Below are 18255 nucleotides of genomic sequence, written 5' to 3'. Positions count from 1 at the left end.
ACCATGGCAAGCCAATTCACTTACTTTGTCATGATACAGTTATGCTAGATTTATTAAAATACTAAAGTTAGCCATGAGATATTTAACATACTAGACTTTTATGGACTAAACAGTGTTGCATAATCAACCAGTATTCAAACTTAGGAAAAAAAGTGAATCTCCGTAGAAAGAACGATACTCAAATATTTATCACTACATACTAACAATATTACTGTCTTCTCACATGAAGGAGAAATTCTCCTAATTTAGCAAAAGCATCAACATTTCTCTTTAATGATGCTAGTCTTAAAGCGGTATGATAATTTATTTAAGAATTTAATATATGAGAAAACATTATAGAAATGACTGAATGAATCTCTCTGACTTTTCAATAGTTCTATGAGTCATTGGAGAATATTTTTATTATGTAGATAACCCAGTCTGTACTTGTATTCTTTACAGTCTATTACTTATAATTCTTCCAGAATAATTACTGGATACTGTATCTAGTATTGCTGTATACTTTATGGTATAGGGAGGGGAGCTATAAAATCCTCTCTGATTAGACCTGAAAAAAGGGATATTACAAATTACTTAATTCTCCTATTTGTGAGAATGACTCGCTGCTCTCGCACAGCGACCGGTTCCTAAATTAGGGTATACTAATCAATAAAGATAATAGAAGTTTTCTACTAAACCATCTTGGTTCTTACTATTGGAGACAGCCTTAGGTACTAATTATCAGCTAAGGCATATTTGTTAGCGAGTTGCTGCTTAATACTTTAGCTTCTCCGGTCTGAGCAATACTCGCTGATAATTTTTTTACTGACGTTAAACCTATAATATAGGTCCGTATTTTTGCAGTGCTCGACTTTACGCTTGATAAAACATCAATCTTCCACCACTACAAAAAGAAAAATTACTGACGTTCTGCCTCATAATGCTGGTAAGCAGTATATAAGATTATAACTGGCATTACGGCGATTGAACTAAGCAAATCGGAATAGAAAATTATAAACATTTATAACATCAGACTCTATCTTATTATCAGCATAATGAGAATGATTCATTTTCAAAGTCAAGAGCAACGCTTTCTGCTGCCGGATGGTTTTGTGGTTATTAGATATCTAGATTCTGCATATGCATCCACTAAATCACTAAAAATCTCCTAATTTTCTCTTGCTGTCTCACTAAGAAGAGATAATTGCGGAGATTTTGTATCTCCACGGTTTTTGAACTTTTGGCGAGTGCTGTCTATGCTTTACAGGGAGATCATTATTAGTCACGTGGAATATGAAATCGTTTAGTTATGCGGTTACAGTAGATCAGAATTAGAGAAGAGAAGATAATTATAATTATATTTCAATAAATTCTTGATGTTGTAATTTTTTCTTTTAAAGAATCTAACGTTATGGGGGGATGATTCTATCATTAAAAATATCAGAATCGTTTTCATGCAGTTGAGATGATAAATAGAATGAAACCCAGTGATGCACCGATATAATAGATCGAACCTTAATTAACTAAGGTGATAATTGTACTCAGATAGCAACATGAGTAGTCTGTCTGTAGGTAAATTATCAAGAGTTTTTTAAAGGTGTCAAAAAAAAGTATCGAACACAAGTTGACAACATAAGCTTCAATAGAGTAACAACAGGAGAAAATTTGCCATATACCGCTATAAAATAAAACGGGAAGAGCACGCTAATAGCTAAACAAGTTACTAAGTGCGAAGCTTTATTAATCCACACTCATACATTACTAAATTTAAAAGGAACATGACATGTCTAAAGGCACTTCATCAGAAAATTTGCGTACTGAGTTAAAAAATCTGGCGGACACCTTAGAAGAGGTGCTAAATAGCACTGCAGACAAATCTAAAAGCGAATTGGATAGGCTACGTCAGAAAGCGCGAGTTGTTTTGGATACTTCACGTGAACGCCTAAGCGATTCAAGCGAATACTTGGCACAAACAACGCGTGAAGTGGCACAGAAAGCGGATAGTTACGTACGTGAAAATCCTTGGCATGGCGTTGGTATCGGCGCAGCTATGGGAGTGGTTATTGGCATTTTGATTTCACAACGTTAATTATGGCGCACTCACGGCAGAGATACGGCCCAGGTAAAGGGGTTTTCAACATCGGCCAACGCATTATTACCATACTAGTTAGTATGCTTGAGACGCGTATACGTCTTGCAGTGATCGAGCTGCAAGCCGAAAAATTTAATTTAATCCAACTATTACTAATTTCTGGCTTAACAGTCCTTTTTACTGCCTTCAGTATGATGAGTTTGATTGTGCTGATTATATGGGCTATTGACCCGCAGTATCGTCTGATGGCAATTTGCATCATTACAGGAATTTTCTTTTTACTAGCAATAATTTTTGGATTGTGGAGCCTACGTAAATCACATCGTTCCACGCTATTACGCCATACGCTCCAAGAGCTAGAAATTGACCGTCAGTTGCTAGAGGCATCACATGACGATAAGTAAACAGAAACATGACAAACAACAGATCCAGTTGCTGTTAGATACAGTACGGCAGCAGAGACTGGATCTCAGTGCCAGCTGTCATGATTTTTTACAGAGAACGGCGCAGTATGATCGCTGCTGGCTGACTTTCCTTAACATGAAGCGTTATCTGACGATCTGGTTGATACTTAGTCCGAATAGATTTCTTCGACTGATTAAGCGCGGCTTTGGTGTATGGAGCACTTGGCGCATGTTGAAAAAGGTTCTGCAGCAACGCTAATTACTTTCTCTTCAGCCGGTGAAACCCACCGGCTCTAGCTTCCGTTCAGATTTCCTGAAAAGATCTATAGAGTACCTTAGCTTCTACCTACCTTTCCCCTATGTGCTATCAATTTAACAAATATCAAGATAGTATTTTGTTTACTAACATTAAAAACTAGTATTTACCCCTGCCATTATTCTAGTTAGAATAATTAAGCATAAAGATTTTAATATACTCGTTTGCTCTTAGCACCTATTCTATTCCCTTACGGAGAGATACTATTTTCTAGTTTATGACGATTTTGTGCAAGAAAGGGCATTTCTAACAACTATACTATTAGATAGTAATCATAGACACTTAAGATTCAGGATATAAATACATTTGTGGTAGCAAAAAAAGGAGAGGCAGATTTTTTAGCATATTAAAAACAATAATCGGGGGATCCTATCAGGAGATTTAAATTTAAAGGATTAGGGAAAACTTTAATAATATTTATGTATTCTTCCCTCCCTCAGCCTCGCGATGAGAGCTAAAAACCCGCTTCAATGATCATATTCCAAACACTTTTTTTTGCTAATTCGTACCGGCTATCCCTACTACTATAAAGTAGGAAAGCAACCTAGTATTGTTGCATAATCATAACTCAATTTTTATAGCTCGGCTGAAAGAAACCTACTCTCTTACCAGTTTCTACAGGCTTTTTACATAATGAAAAAAGAAACTGACCTATAAGCCGGGTTCTGTCTTGGACAGTCATTCATCTAGGCCAGCAATCGCTCACTGGCTCAAGCAACCTACCCGAGTTCAGTACGGGCCGTACTATGCGAACCCCTATTTGGCCTTGCTCCAGGTGGAGTTTACCGTGCCACGAACTGTTACCAGCCGCGCGGTGCGCTCTTACCGCACCCTTTCACCCTTGCCTGATAATTCCATACACAATATCAATGGATCAACTGGCGGTTTACTTTCTGTTGCACTAGTCGTAGGCTCACGCCCCCCAGGTGTTACCTGGCACCTTGCCCTATGGAGCCCGGACTTTCCTCCCCCCTGTCTGTCTTCTTAGAGAAATCTTAGAGAAAAAGACAAAGCGGCGACTGTCTGGTCAGCTTCAATTCTCAATAATAGAATATTATCTTTTATTTGTCACGCTTCTTGATGGTCGATGGCATAGCGATAGAGCACCCTTTTCTTGATACCATAAATATCTGCCGTTAGAGATGCCGCTTTTTTTAATGGTAGCTCTTTTTGAAGTAGTGCCAACGTACGCAATGCATCGGCAGGCAGTGCTTTTTTGTCCGCCCTATAACCTGCGACAACTAAGACCATCTCGCCTTTACGGCGATTCTCATCTTCTTTAATCCACGCTAGCAGATCATTCACCGGTGCACCATAAATCGATTCCCAAGTCTTACTTAGCTCGCGCGCCAGCACCACATACCGCCTACCACCCAATTCACTTGCTATATCCTGCAGACTATCGAGCAAACGATGAGTTGATTCGTAAAAGATAAGAGTACGCGGCTCCTGCGCTAGTACGTGTAAAGTATCACAACGTGCCTTAGTTCTAGCGGGTAAAAAACCTTCGTAACAAAAACTATTAGTTGGTAATCCAGAAGCGCTTAATGCTGTCACAGCAGCGCACGGACCAGGCAGCGGCACAATACGGATGCCCGCTTTGCGACAGCGACGCACTAGATGATAACCCGGATCATTAATTAGCGGCGTGCCGGCATCAGACACTAGCGCGATACTCTGCCTTTCCTGTAACTTTGTCAGCAGTAGCTCCGTCTTCTGCTGCTCATTATGAGCATGAAGTGCGAAAAGATGCGCAGTAATCGAGAAATGTTGTAACAATAATCTGGTATGCCTGGTATCTTCTGCTGCTATTAAATCAACGCCCGAAAGCACTGTTAAAGCTCGCTGTGTAATATCACCTAAATTACCAATCGGAGTTGGAACGATATAGAGTGTACCGGCAAAACTCTCTTCTTGAACTAGTGCTTTCATTTTTTTATCCAAATCACAAATTTAATAATCATTTTGAAAAAAATTACTGGCAATAATATTTTTCCTTTGAAAAATCGTGCGTTCTAAAGTGACAACTTTGTTCGCGTACTTTGCGATGGTTAACTTTTCTGTTTTGTCAAGGTTCAGCTCTGTAAGTCTCAAACATCAATGTTCCAGAATGTATGACTAATAAATTGGGCTTGACACCTGTAAAAGTACAATAAAGCTGCTACGATAATATGCTATTAATAGCAGTTCCTTGTTATCTGTGGCCTATAAAAATAATAAAAAAGTAAAATTTACATAAATTGAACAGCAGATTAGCTCAACAAATTATCCAATTAACTCAGCGACACGGCTTAAATTTTATTTCCTATTTAAACAACTACAACATGACGGGCGAATCTAGCTACTAAATAAAGTTAATCTATTTATCATTAAGATTGAAAAGGATTTTCACATACGCTAAGTATTATATGTGAGGTGCGCAATACTCTTTAATCAATACTAACTAAAATTTACGATACTAATTAAGTTGATTTAGTCGGTATCAGAAAGAAGGTAGTAGGATGTCGCCATATTATGGTGGTATCTATGTTGTAAGAGAGAACTGAGAAGGCAATTGCTAATAGTAGACGCTTATGGCTTTCTGGCCTTCGTTGACTTTTAATAAACCTTAGCGGATTTACTTTTTCTTTTAGAGAAGAAGCGTAATATTACATCGCATATATAAGATCAAAGACAATATCAGCCTCTGCTGATACACAGCAACAATGATGTTAGTTCAGCATTATCTTTCGATACAGCAGAAAATTAGCAGAAGCCGAGCAAGTTGATAATCATCATACCTACTGTCTGTATAATTTTTATACGGTCTGATTTTACACCAGATCGAGTACTTGCACCAAACTTAAATGGAGCTCGATTTTTATCAAGATATGAGAATGAACTGAAGTGCATCTATATTTCCATACTCTTCTAGTACGCAATTCAGCACTAATACAGTACAGTATAGAGGGAGTGAATATGAACTATGTAGATGATGTCAGATAGTTTTAAGCAGGTACTTTACCCATTTCTTTTTTTACCCTAGACGGCAACACTAGTAAACTGAACGTAGAGTAGTATTGTGTGATCAATAGAGATTCTGATGGAGCCAGTTAGTCAGGACAAGAGTGTTCCCACCTTCTGAAAGACAACATTAACATGCCGTAGTAGCTCCCAATACCTTTAAATTAAGATGTATGGATAAAAACCTAGGTGGTTGTGTGCAGGACAGAATTAAAGAGTATTTTACTGAAAGTATTCAAACACAGATTGCTGCTGCAGAAGTGCTACCGGATGCCATTTCCCGAGCTGTCATGATGTTGGTACAGTGCCTGCTAAATAATAGTAAAATCCTTAGCTGTGGCAATGGCACCTCAGCGGCGAATTCGCAACACTTTGTTGCCAGCATGATCAATCGTTTTGAAACTGAGCGACCTAGCTTACCTGCGCTGGCACTCAGCTCAGACAACATAATACTAACGGCAATTGGCAATGATCGTCAGTATGACGAAATTTATGCTAAACAGGTACGAGCACTAGGTCAGGCTGGTGACGTTCTGCTGGCAATTTCTACCTGTGGAAATTCGCCTGATATTGTTAAGGCAGTGGAAGCGGCCGTTACCCATGATATGACTATTATTGCGCTTACCGGCTACGATGGAGGGAAGCTAGCCGGTCTTCTGGGTTTACACGATGTAGAAATTCGAATACCTTCGTACCGTAGCGCACGTATTCAGGAGCTGCATATGCTTACTCTTAACTGTCTATGCGCTCTAATTGATAGAACTATTTTTCCTCACTGAATAATTGAAGAAGCATATATGAAGGAATTGAATACTATTGCAATGTTATTAACTACCGCGCTATTGCACGGCTGTGCCGCCGTCGTTACCGCCGGTGGCACAGCCGTGGCTACAAAAACCGCTATCGATCCCCGTACATTCATTACACAAATCAAAGATAATACTCTAGAACTACGAATCAGAAATACTCTGGCAAGAGATCAGCAGATTAAAACCAACTCACGCATTATCACTACCGTCTATCAAGGAAAAGTGCTATTAACCGGCCAAGCGCTATCGCAAAAGATTGTGAACCGCGCCAAAGAAGTGACTTTACACGTAAAAGGTTCCACTGATGTCTATAACGAAATTAGAATTAGCAAAAAAATAAATTTATGTACTGCATCATCTGATGCTTGGATAACTACTAGAATTCAATCCCAGTTACTAGGTAGTAATCAAGTAAAATTATCTAACGTAAAAATCATTACAGAAAACGGTGAAGTTTTTCTTTTAGGTTTAGTCACTAAAAAAGAAGCAACAGCAGCTGCGGATATAGCTAGCAGAGTCAACAACGTAAAACATGTTACCACTGCTTTTACACTACTAAAGTAAATAAATATTTTATACGTATAAATTGGCATTTTCTATCATTTAGAATACCATATAACATTACTAATACCTAATACCTAATACCTAATACCTAATACCTAATATCTGACTATGTCTCAGATTTCACCCAAACAAATATATAACTATAAGTAATTTTTATAAAAAAAGCAGCTAAAGTGCTGCTTTTTAGAAACTGAGGTTAATTTATTATTGTCCAGCTATCTTCATATCAGGCAATAACACCGAACCACATTGTATATTACTGCGTGTTTCAATATCGTTACCTACTGCAACGATATTACGCCATATCTGCTTGAGATTACCAGCAATAGTAATCCCACTTACAGGATACTGAATCTCACCATTTTCTACCCAAAAGCCAGCAGCACCACGTGAATAATCTCCAGTAATGATATTTACGCCCTGCCCCATTAGTTCAGTTACCACTAAGCCACGATCCATTTGTTTCAATAAATCTTTAAAATTTAATCCCTGACCATCTATAAGCCAGTTATAAATACCACCCGCATGACCAGTACTTTTTAACCCTAGCTTTCGTGCCGAATAGGTGGTGAGTAACCAGGTTTGCAATATACCATTTAAGATAATATCACGTGCCTGGGTACGTACTCCTTCACTATCAAAAGGCACCGATGCTAAACCTTTATTTAAATGTGGTTGCTCCTGAATAGTAAGCCATTCAGGCATAATTTGCTGGCCTAATGAGTTAAGTAAAAAAGTAGATTTATGATAAACACTACTGCCACTAATAGCGCCGACTAAATGTCCAAAAAAACCAGTGGCTACTTCCGATGCTAAAATAACTGGTGCTGTCATGGTAGAAAGTCTACGAGGTGACAAGCGTGCTAATACGCGGCGAGCACACTCTTTACCGACACATTCTGGACTCTTTAGATCCTCAAAAGCACGACCAATTGTATAGGCATAATCGCGCTCCATATTACCGTCCTGAGTAGCGATCACGCTACTTAATAAAGAATGTCTACTAGAACAATAGCTACGCATCATGCCATGACTATTGCCAAATACCTTTATGCCGACATGGCTGTTGAAGCTTCCCCCTTCAGTATTTGTGATACGATGATCGGCTTGTAATGCAGCCTGCTCTGCTTGTGCGGCAATTCTAATTGCTAGATCAGCATTAATTTCCCAAGGATGATAAAGATCGAGATCAGGTGCGTCAAAAGCGAGCAAATCAGCATCTGCCGGCGCAGAATAAGGATCAACTGAAGTATAACGTGCGATATCTACTGCTGCCTGTAAGGTACGTTTAATCGCTTTTATAGTAACATCGGTAGAAGAGGCACTGCCTTTACGATTCTCGTGATAAACAGTAATGCACAGTGCGCCGTCGCTATTGAACTCGATGTTCTCCACTTCACCATAACGAGTACTTACACTTATTCCTATGGTTTTAGTCACTGCCACTTCCACACCATCGGTAATAACTTTTGCTAAATCTAGTACTTGAGAAACTGCCTGTTCTAATAGTTGTCGCTGTTCTGAGACCTGAATAGATAAGTTCATAGTCCTACCATCTAGTATTATGATAAAAGTTTTAAGTCTATCAGAATTAGAGAATAATTTCGCAATTACCCAATAAACTAGTAGGAATACGCTTTTTTTAAGAAATCATTGAAAATCAATAAACAGCCTCATAAGTAGCCACAAGATATTCTAAATAATTAAAAGAAGAGATGATGGATAAGTAAAATCTCAATTAAACGCACCTGTAAAGAGCTGAAAGGCTTAGGCGTTAAACTTATTTAAACTAAATATAAATACTATAAAGAAGCTTACTATAAGAACTGCTGTCCGATATTAACGCTAATAAACTTAAGCAAAATGTATTAAGAAAGAAGGTCAATACTATCAGCTATAGATAATCAGTTATTGCTTTGCAATTGAGGCTCAAGTCAATAAGCCAGGCGTTTGATAAGATCAAGAATCGTTACAACTATCAAATATCAAATTACGTCATTCTATAACATACGAATACTGTACGATTACTTAATTGAGTAGATCAGTGAAGCATTGAACAAGGCAAGAGCGCTCCATACTCATATTCAACACCAACATCTATGATGATAAGCTCCACAATACACAAAAGAAAATAAAAATAGTGTAAAAATCTAATAGAATCAATCATTCTTTTTTATAAAAGACCTGTATTTTATAAGTTACCTAAAAGATAAAATTATATTAAATCTAAAAAAATACTTATGTTGAGCTCAAAACCTGTCGAATATTGTAAATATAGTAGAACTGTACTCTTGTTTGATAATCTTTAATGGGTAATGACCTAAATGTCGCTAATTTTAAACTTTACGTCAATGCCTACAAAACTTATGATAATAATCAACTTTAAGAGTTACTGCCCTCAGTAAAAGAATAATAAATAGTTAATTCTGTAATTTTCCTCAAAGGGATAGACTAGCGTTCATTGGTACTATGAATAAATGTTAGCAATCTTTTTACATTTTGTTTCATCGGTGTTTTAATAAAGAATTTCCACGTAACCTCTAAAAAACGTAATAATCTTTTATTATAGCATTACTATCTACATAAATATTAATAATAAACTACGTGTGCTCTGTAATAAGTGTACACCATGGATGTTCTTCGTTGAACACACAGACGAAAAATAAAGTAATAGCACGAAACATCTCCTTCATATAAGGAGATATTACCCTATAATAGCACTGTTCCCTTTTTCTAAAGGGAATTCACGTTAGAAGAACTCAAGTATTTTCTATATAAACATCCTCAACAGCAGCTCATTAAATATAAACTTTAAAGTAAAATACGGTGATCATGCTTTTACTTTTTGTAATGCCATTTTAAAATGAAACCAGTAAAGCTGCTAAGTGTTATAAACTGGTCAATCGAGTTGATACATGTGATTCTTGTGAATCTTTTCAGAATGTTGTTAGAAACACGTAGTATTAATATTAGTTAATACGCAATAATTCTAATTACTAATGGGGTTATTAATTATTACAGCAATTGATATCGTCTTCTTTTTTAGAGTACTGGATCTAACCAATATTTGCTACGGAAAATCACTGCTCTGTTTCTCGCATCAAAATAAAGTAACACGAAATATCTTCTAAAAGATGAAAATTAGCATACTTTTAGAGTTAGTTAGGTATAATAGCTAATACCTACCTTATAATTAATTTAAGGACTCCTATGAGTTTCAACCAAGTGCTGGCAGGTAAAAAACTGCCAGAAGATATATATGTTATTATTGAAATTCCAGCTAACGCTCAACCAATCAAATACGAAATTGACAAAAATTCTGGAGCTCTATTCGTAGACCGTTTCATCCCTACAGCGATGTTCTATCCATGTAACTATGGCTATATCAACAACACGCTAGCACTAGATGGTGATCCGGTTGATGCTCTGGTCCCAACACCGTATCCGCTGCAGCCTGGCTCTGTTATCCGATGTCGTCCAGTTGGAGTACTAAAAATGGTCGACGAGTCTGGAGAAGACGCCAAATTATTAGCGGTACCGCACACTAAGCTAACTAAAGACTACGATCACATCAAAGAAATAAGCGATCTGCCAGAATTGCTGCGCGCTCAGATCACCCACTTCTTTGAGCACTATAAAAATTTGGAAAAAGGTAAATGGGTCAAAATTAAAGGCTGGAATGATGCTAAAGCTGCTCAATCTGAAATCATTACTGCCTTTGCGCGTGCGCAAAAACAGTAATGATTATGCCGATACTCTTGAGCGAGTGTCTTCTAAGCAATGTATAATAACGCATTTTGCTCTATCTAGAAAACAATCAAGATAATGACCTTACTTGTTTAGCGTACCATCGTAATATCACTGATGCTATAAACCTCACAATAGAAAGTTTTTTCGCGTATCATAGGGCCTGGGCCATTACCCAGGCTGTATATATAGTTTATATACCCCACCCCTTCAACTGACATCTTTCCCTAGCTATCGACAATCCCCTATAAAGTAGGCTATTTCTCTCCTCCATTGTGACCTGCCCTAAGTAATTATTTACTTTTTAGAATTCAAACTGATAGAGCAAATCCAGCACTTGATTGACACTAGATGAAAACTCCAAATAGAGTTTAGGCATTAAGCGATAACGCAAAGTTAAAGTTGCCAATGAATCAAAAATGCCAATACTATATTTTAATTGTAAACCCTGAAATATATAGCCGCTGACCTGCACTTGTTGATTATCACCCACGCCGGTAGTGTCGACTACAAGATTACTGACACCAAACATTTCTCCAATTTTACCTATAACATGTCCACTTTGTGCAATACCCAGCGCGATCAAAGATGATGTTAACACACTGTTGTCGCTATCGCTGCTAAGTCCTTGTCCACGTAGCAAATAAGAAAAAGCTTCCTGCTGTGGCATCGCCGGTTCAGAGAACACTTCTGCCTGCGGTTCATCAGCTAAGCCGGTAATACGCAGGCCAGCATTTACATTATTTTCAGTGGTTTCTGGATTACGAATAGCTTCTATATTGATATAGGGCTGATCCGGTAACCCAGAGAACTGTAGTTCCCCTTTGCGTACAATCAGATCTTGACCGTATGCACGAAAGCGGCCCGACGGAATGTTAATCTGTCCGTTTAAGCCGAACCCGGTCTTATCCTGTACTATTTTTAAATCACCGTTAAGTTTTGCTCTCAATCCAAAGGCAGAAAGTCGTACATCATTTCCAATATGGATCAATAAGTTGCTATTAATCGGAATCGAAGCAGTTTTTGGTCGGAGGGGCTGGAAGTTTGTATCTAGCAACACTTCATCTGACGAAACACCCACAGAGTTCTTCGGCAAGTCATGTACAGTAATACGTGCCCAAGGAACATCAATTGTACCATCTAGATTAAATGTCTTTGGCGTCGCCTTGAACACTAGTCTCGGTGAGACATCTATATGTACCATCGGTGGTGCGATGATACGTACACGGCTTCCCTGTGCGGTAATATACGCGTGCCACTTGTCAAATTTGCTCCAGTTTACATTACCGTTAAGATTAATATTTCCCTGCGCGGTTTGAACTAAACCTTTGACCGTTGAGCTCATTCCGTTGAACACCATGTTCAGATTAGCACTGGTTAAATCGATCAACATGAAGTTACTGTGAACATCGACTCCTTGCAAAGCAAGTTTGCCAAAAATTTGTGGATGTTTAACACTACCTCCTAAATAAAGGTTGCCGTTAAGTTTACCCTCGATATGTGCGCCTTGCATTAGTCCTTGATTCAGCATTGCCAAAGAGATATTACGGATATTAATATTACCGCCCAACACACGGCGATTTTGCGGATCTTTGATCTGTACGCTACCGTCGCACTGGCCGTTCTTAGAGATGCGAATAAGCCAGTCAAAATTCGTCTGGCCATCGCGCAAACCCACATTGAAATTTAAATTATTAAAGTAGATGGACTTTGTATTGCCCTGTATAGCCTGCCTTACCTTAACACCACTTCCTTTAAGCAAAATATTACCGGTCGGCATCGTACCAGTCGATGTCCAATTGATAATCGATTCACCGCTAAACATACCAGTAATCTGGGTTTTTTGAATAGGAAGAAATGGCTTAAGCATCGCCAAGTCGAAATGGTGAAACTTGACGTACAGATGTCCGCCTCTTGGCCCGACTTCTACTTGATTATGCACGCAGAATTGTGCATTGGAGTTTTCCCAGCAGTGCGGGGTAATAGTTACGGTCTGCTTTGCATTGAGATAATCAATAGCTAGCGTATGTATTAGACGCCATTTCCCAACTGGAGTAGCGATGTGCGTGTTGTTAAGCATACCTCTCCAACGTTGATTATGGCGCTCGAAGCTACCGTCAACCACAAGCTGACCAGAAATAGGCTCGCCATATACCATAAATTTTAGTTGATGCGCTTTTTCGTTACCTCCGGCGGTTAACTGCATCATCTTGATATGAAGCGTATCTTGCTTAAAGTGCTTAACACATAGTTGGACCTTCCCTACAAGCTGGTCGCTGGAATGTATGTCACCACTTAATTCAATACTACGCATTCTTATCTGCTGCCAACGAAGGTTAGTGGCATGAAGATATGCCCGCAACTGGAGATCTTGAGGTGTGCCACGTAATTTGATGATGCCTTTTGCCATGCCTCCCAGACCAGGCAAAGTATTATTCAGATGGGTAGCGTCGATATTTGCATCCAAATTAAGGCGGTTTCCTAGTGTGCCTTTTACATTCAGTTCATTGAATCCAAAATTAATTTTAATACCGGGAATATCCCATTGTTTATAACCGTTACCCTTCAACGCACCTTCAACATTCAAAATGTTTTGTTTAATTTTACCCTTAAGCTGCAGCTGTGGTACATTGATCTGCCAGATGCTACCACCGTAGAAGCTGCCATATGTGGTCATTTTACCATCCAACTGCACTGGCCAGTTAGGACATTGCCGTGCGGTATTAATACCGGAGAGCATCAGTATGCTGCGCCAGCTGATTGTTTTACTCCAATCCACTAGAGCTATAAGATCAACATTGCCCTGCAACATACTAATGTGCAACTTGTTGATATTGAAGTGCTTAACGTTACCTTCGCCATCTAGAGCGATAATTGCAGGTAAAACTCTGTTGCCTTTGACTGCCGTATGTAATGACATTACATAGTGTGTGGCTTTACCTTTAAATTGGTAGTTGAAATTATCTGCATGATATTGCAGCGCACCATGAAATGGCCAACGCAATTGCCGGCTAGTAAGCTGCAGTGAAAGAGGTAAACCAGTAACCGATAACTGAGTGGCGGCTTTGAGATGCACGTTTACCGGACCAGTAAAGTCTAACCCTACCCTTAATTCGTTACATATGGCACCACTCAGATCCAGTATTATTTTTTCGCCTTTCATCGGAAAAACATTAGACATACTGTTAATTGTTAAATTGACTGGCCAGTTATCTGCAAGCGTTACCTCACCACTAGCATGAAGTTTTCCAAGGTTAGAATCGATATCTAAGGTCTGCAGCTGCAGTTTATGATCAACGTTCTTCGCTTTGAGCAAAAAGCGATTCACCGCAATGTTAATATCACCAGTTAGGCATAGCTGTTCGCCAACCATTTCTTGCATATCAATATCAAGCGGTAAATTAAAATCGTGTAGATCCGGCAGCAGAGGTTTAGAAAAAATTGCCTGCAGGGTTTCTCCCAGAGATTTTTCATCGTCTCGTGGATATTGCACCTTTGGTTGCATTACCCCTTTATTTACTACTTTTGGAAGCGCGACGAGTAGGCTATGGGTATGAGTGGCATTAAACGTCAATACTCGATTCTGCCACTGCAGTCCAGTGGTCAAATCGAGTAACGAGATAGTGGTCTCATCAATTTTTACATTAATGTTATGTAGGGCGAGGTGGCTGAGGATAATCGGATAAGAGGTATGAAAAGTACCTTTACTACTCTCCTGTTCAGGTAAAGAGATTTCCTGAGCAGTTGTGATCTTTTTGCTGTTGACCACCACTTTTACGTCTTTCAGCATACTATCGCTAATACAGAATGACGAATGTATCAGGCAATTTAGATTGACAGCCAAATAAAAAGTGTTAACATCGACGCTAACACCAGGTATTTCATAGTGAAGACCACTTATAGTCAGATTACGCCAGCCGCCTTCTACCTGCTTAATTGATAAGCCTGGTACCCAGCTTACCGCTCCATTCAGGATAAGGTGCAGACCTGGTGTAGTGCTAATAAAAAATACCACTCCACAAAGTAGCAGTAGAAAAACTAAAAGGCTAATTAGAACTTTTTTCCACAGCTTCATAGCTCAGGCCCCAGTCCGATATAAACTTGCAAACTATAATTCTTGCCATTGCCAATTGGGCTAGAAATATCCAGTTTTATCGGCCCGACCGGCGATACCCAGCGTAAACCAAAACCAGCACCGGTTTTAAAATTGCTCTGCTTGATGTCGTTAACTGCTATGCCTGAATCGATAAATACTGCTCCCCACCATTTATCAAATATATTTTGTTGATACTCTAAAGATCCGATAAACAGTTTTGAAGCTCCAGTTAGCTTGCCGTTTTCATCATGCGGTGATATATTTTTGTATTTATAGCCGCGAATGCTACGATCTCCCCCTGCAAAGAAACGGAGATCAGAAGGAACTTTCTCGAAATCGTTGGTGCCAATCCAGCCGAAATTACCGCGTAACACGAAACGGTGTTTTTCTGCTACCGTGCGGATCCAAACGTGCTGTGCCTGGAAAATAAGGAAATCAATATTTGATCCCCAAGTAGTGTCAGAGACATATAACCAATAGTGCTGTGAATCACCCCATGTTGGCATCAATCCCCCGCGTGAACGTGTACGGTTAAGAAGGATGCCTGGATAAAGCAGCATGGAGTTGTTGGTAACACTACCCTGGGTAAAATAGTCACAGCTCCAGCGTAGGTTGATCCCATTCTGCCAGCCACTACTATTTTCCCAGTAACGTGACACACCAAACATAGTAGTATCGGAATGAGTATCATTTAGATCAGTGCGCTTCAGGCCTCCAGAGAAAAGGTAATACTGTTCCAGCGGATTTTTTAATAACGGTATTCTATATCTAAGATCGAGCTGCTGCTCTGGTGTGGAGAGGTAGGTGCTAGCCACTAAGCTATGCCCCATATCGTTTACCCAAGGCTTTTTCCAAATTATTTTAAGGCGTGGGCCAACACCGGTGGAGTAACCAACACCAGTTTCTACAGTATTTTTAGTACGAGGTGATACCATCGTGTTTAGTGGCAAGATTTTAGTTTTTTGCCCTATCTTAAATTCTGGTGTGATCACTACGGAGTTAAACCATCCGGTAGCAGAGAGCCTACGATTCAACTCGGCTAAATTTTTCGCACTGTAGTATTCGCCTTTTTTAAAAGGCACGAGTTTCTCCAGATATTCCTTACGGATATGCAATCCAGAAAAGTTGACTTCTCCGAAACGGTAACGCTGGCCACTATCGTAGTCGATATCCCAAAAAGCTTCGTGCCGCTCGATTGAAACACCAAGCTGGCTTTTTTTAAAATTACCGTCGAAGTAGCCATTACGTAGCGCAAGTTTAGTAAAGCCGCTTTTAAATTTGTTATACTCGGCGTGGATAAGCTGGCGCCCTACTATCGGCGTGCCCTTTTTTACCCAATCGTGATAGTCAGGATCGTACAAAGCATCGCCTTTAAGCAAAATACTGCTACCTACTATTTTTACCGGTTCACCCAGTTTCACATGTGCGATTAGCACTGTTCTTCCGTCCTGCAACTCAGTAGAACGCAATTCAAAAGTGATATTGGGATCATAATAACCGAGTGTCTTTAACTCTTGCTGTATCGCCTCTGAGACGCGTGTACGAAACCAACTATCGTTGTACACTTTATTTGTAGCAATATTTGTAGCAATAGTGGAGAGACGTTCACACAAATTTTTGTTAAGATCTCCCGGTAAGCCTTCTACCTGAAGGGGTATTCTCGCTGCTTCTACGACCGGTAAAGTAATCAGTAAACAGGCTATCAAAAAGATGTGAATTCTTGGCACGCGCACTCCTATCATGCCTATCCCTATTTTATAGGGAGTTATATATATCTGGATGAGAATATAACACGGTACTTTTAACATGATAGCCGTAGAAAGCAGACTATGGCTTAGGAACAAACATCATTTAAGATAAATAATACCCCATTTAATAAATAATCTGACCGATGCACTTGTTGTACAGTAGATATGTCCAATTGTATCGAACTGGACTATGCAGAAAAACACGTTACAGAGAATGTCTCAGGCACTATCTTTATATTCAAATCGGCTCAAGCACAGCTTAATGTACAATTCTGCCCCAGATGTGGCATAAATATTTTTGGCCTGTATAACATAGACAGAAAAATGAATATAAGCAGTACGTGCTTTTGTAAGCTTTTAAAGCCAAAAATAATAAATTGATAATCTTTTAGAAAAGAAGGCGATATCAACTTCTCAGTATTTACTGAAGATGGAAGAAACGCCACGGTACTTTCTTCACCGTGGTGCTTGGACTAAATAAGGTCGCCATTCTCGGCGGTATAATCGGAGACGCAGCTTTCTCTTCTACCTTTAGTAGCTTTTTAGCGAATTAATCGACGTACCAGTTCTTGCCGAGCAGCTTAGCTTTGTTTGTTCCTTTTCTGCCGTTACTAATGTATTTATTTTATTTGATGATCTGATATTCAAACCTGTCGTCATGATCGCATCTGAGGTAATTGCGCTACACATTATCAAACCTATACTCTTCTACCTACTAGTATAGAACCCTGCAGTCTGGTTATTTAACCGGTTAGCAAACGTCTTGTTTCACACTTTTAAGTTACTATGGTGCGCAAAGATCAAATTATTTCTGACGATATTTACGCGGTGGTGGAAACTGGAGCACTAGCTGGTGTATTGCGTGAACAAGAGTACGAACTGATTAAGAACGTTTTCGATGTTAAATAGCATATTGTGCCCTCTTCCATGATTTCGCGAGGAAACGTCATCTAGTTTGAGCTACGGGAACAAGAAAACATCTTGAAAATGCAAACTGCTGCTGCGCTTACTCAACAATCAGAGATAGCGCTGCACAGCGGTTTACAAATCCCCATTCCGCCGATCTTGCTGGATACGTTGACCCTCTCAGAACCTCTAGAAAGCTTTAAAACTGCAAGCGAAGACTTGGTGCAGTGACCATGAGAATGTGCGTTAGTATGAGGAATTATCACATTAAATGATGTTATGAATACTTTAATGGATAATCTAATGGTCAAGGGTTAGAAGAGCAAATGATGGCACGAGATGAGAACTCTTGGTGAATAGAGGCCGGCACGTCGATTAATGACGTCATATGTGTGTTAGATAGCGAAGAATTTTCGTAATCTGGCAATTATGAAAACATTGGTGGGTTTATGATGTATATTTTGCAGAAAATCCTGAAGCGTAGCGATTTCGTCAAATTTGCTGGCTATACTTTTGAAGTAATTTGCTGGCTATACTTTTGAAGTAAACGATATCGACAGTGATCTTATATATCAACTACTGGTTACAATA

The 18255-nt window shown here is 39.2% G+C and carries 10 protein-coding genes, 1 other RNA gene and 1 pseudogene; 7 read left to right on the top strand and 5 right to left on the bottom strand.

Annotated features, from left to right (window positions below):
- The first annotated feature begins 1762 nt into the window (after positions 1-1762).
- The 3 genes from FD729_RS03345 to FD729_RS03335 are packed head-to-tail and all read left to right on the top strand — an operon-like array spanning position 1763 to position 2734.
- Complete coding sequence (locus FD729_RS03345) at positions 1763-2068, top strand: YqjD family protein (protein ID WP_159931865.1); 306 nt, start codon at positions 1763-1765, stop codon at positions 2066-2068.
- A gap of 2 nt (positions 2069-2070) precedes the next feature.
- The gene (locus FD729_RS03340; protein WP_204162612.1) at positions 2071-2475 is read left to right on the top strand and encodes a phage holin family protein; all 405 of its coding nucleotides are present in this window, start codon (positions 2071-2073) and stop codon (positions 2473-2475) included.
- The gene (locus tag FD729_RS03335; RefSeq protein ID WP_159931864.1) at positions 2462-2734 is read left to right on the top strand and encodes a YqjK-like family protein; all 273 of its coding nucleotides are present in this window, start codon (positions 2462-2464) and stop codon (positions 2732-2734) included. The genes FD729_RS03340 and FD729_RS03335 overlap by 14 nt, the downstream gene beginning before the upstream one ends.
- A 695-nt stretch (positions 2735-3429) precedes the next feature.
- Here FD729_RS03335 and rnpB read toward each other — a convergent pair.
- Together rnpB and rsmI are read right to left on the bottom strand one after the other, a co-directional pair.
- Positions 3430-3826, bottom strand: an RNA gene (gene rnpB, locus FD729_RS03330) — RNase P RNA component class A.
- A gap of 33 nt (positions 3827-3859) precedes the next feature.
- Complete coding sequence (gene rsmI / locus FD729_RS03325) at positions 3860-4723, bottom strand: 16S rRNA (cytidine(1402)-2'-O)-methyltransferase (RefSeq protein WP_159931863.1); 864 nt, start codon at positions 4721-4723, stop codon at positions 3860-3862.
- Between the two features lie 1268 nt (positions 4724-5991).
- Between rsmI and diaA the strand changes: the two genes are divergently transcribed.
- Both diaA and dolP read left to right on the top strand, forming a co-directional pair.
- The gene (diaA, locus tag FD729_RS03320; RefSeq protein WP_159931890.1) at positions 5992-6573 is read left to right on the top strand and encodes a DnaA initiator-associating protein DiaA; all 582 of its coding nucleotides are present in this window, start codon (positions 5992-5994) and stop codon (positions 6571-6573) included.
- 18 nt (positions 6574-6591) lie between these two features.
- On the top strand, positions 6592-7167 hold the full coding sequence (dolP, locus tag FD729_RS03315) for a division/outer membrane stress-associated lipid-binding lipoprotein (protein WP_159931862.1): 576 nt from the start codon (positions 6592-6594) through the stop codon (positions 7165-7167).
- A gap of 204 nt (positions 7168-7371) precedes the next feature.
- Here dolP and pmbA read toward each other — a convergent pair whose 3' ends face one another.
- A complete protein-coding gene (gene pmbA, locus FD729_RS03310; RefSeq protein WP_159931861.1) occupies positions 7372-8712 on the bottom strand; it encodes a metalloprotease PmbA in 1341 nt (446 codons plus the stop codon).
- Positions 8713-10377: 1665 nt separating this feature from the next.
- On the opposite strand from pmbA, the gene ppa reads away from it, so the two are divergent.
- Positions 10378-10908: an inorganic diphosphatase gene (gene ppa / locus FD729_RS03305; RefSeq protein ID WP_159931860.1), complete on the top strand. Its 531-nt coding sequence runs from the start codon at positions 10378-10380 to the stop codon at positions 10906-10908.
- A 310-nt stretch (positions 10909-11218) separates the two neighbouring features.
- Here ppa and FD729_RS03300 read toward each other — a convergent pair whose 3' ends face one another.
- Together FD729_RS03300 and FD729_RS03295 are read right to left on the bottom strand one after the other, a co-directional pair.
- Positions 11219-14989: a translocation/assembly module TamB domain-containing protein gene (locus FD729_RS03300; protein WP_159931859.1), complete on the bottom strand. Its 3771-nt coding sequence runs from the start codon at positions 14987-14989 to the stop codon at positions 11219-11221.
- Positions 14986-16737, bottom strand: coding sequence for an autotransporter assembly complex family protein (locus FD729_RS03295; RefSeq protein ID WP_159931889.1), 1752 nt, complete (start codon positions 16735-16737; stop codon positions 14986-14988). Before FD729_RS03295 ends, FD729_RS03300 begins: the two co-directional genes overlap by 4 nt.
- A 406-nt stretch (positions 16738-17143) precedes the next feature.
- Here FD729_RS03295 and FD729_RS03290 point away from each other — a divergent pair.
- Positions 17144-18188, top strand: a pseudogene (locus FD729_RS03290) (CNNM domain-containing protein); the annotation flags it as partial.
- Positions 18189-18255: the final 67 nt, after the last annotated feature.

The sequence above is a fragment of the Pantoea sp. Nvir genome (assembly GCF_009829915.1).
In the GTDB taxonomy this organism is placed as follows: Bacteria; Pseudomonadota; Gammaproteobacteria; order Enterobacterales; family Enterobacteriaceae; genus Pantoea.
This window is presented reverse-complemented; position numbering and strand designations above follow the sequence as displayed.

Coding starts and splice junctions, on each gene's coding strand:
- FD729_RS03345 (WP_159931865.1), top strand. CDS start 1,763: ATGTCTAAAGGCACTTCATCAGAAAATTTGCGTACTGAGTTAAAAAAT.
- FD729_RS03340 (WP_204162612.1), top strand. CDS start 2,071: ATGGCGCACTCACGGCAGAGATACGGCCCAGGTAAAGGGGTTTTCAAC.
- FD729_RS03335 (WP_159931864.1), top strand. CDS start 2,462: ATGACGATAAGTAAACAGAAACATGACAAACAACAGATCCAGTTGCTG.
- rsmI (WP_159931863.1), bottom strand. CDS start 4,723: ATGAAAGCACTAGTTCAAGAAGAGAGTTTTGCCGGTACACTCTATATC.
- dolP (WP_159931862.1), top strand. CDS start 6,592: ATGAAGGAATTGAATACTATTGCAATGTTATTAACTACCGCGCTATTG.
- pmbA (WP_159931861.1), bottom strand. CDS start 8,712: ATGAACTTATCTATTCAGGTCTCAGAACAGCGACAACTATTAGAACAG.
- ppa (WP_159931860.1), top strand. CDS start 10,378: ATGAGTTTCAACCAAGTGCTGGCAGGTAAAAAACTGCCAGAAGATATA.
- FD729_RS03300 (WP_159931859.1), bottom strand. CDS start 14,989: ATGAAGCTGTGGAAAAAAGTTCTAATTAGCCTTTTAGTTTTTCTACTG.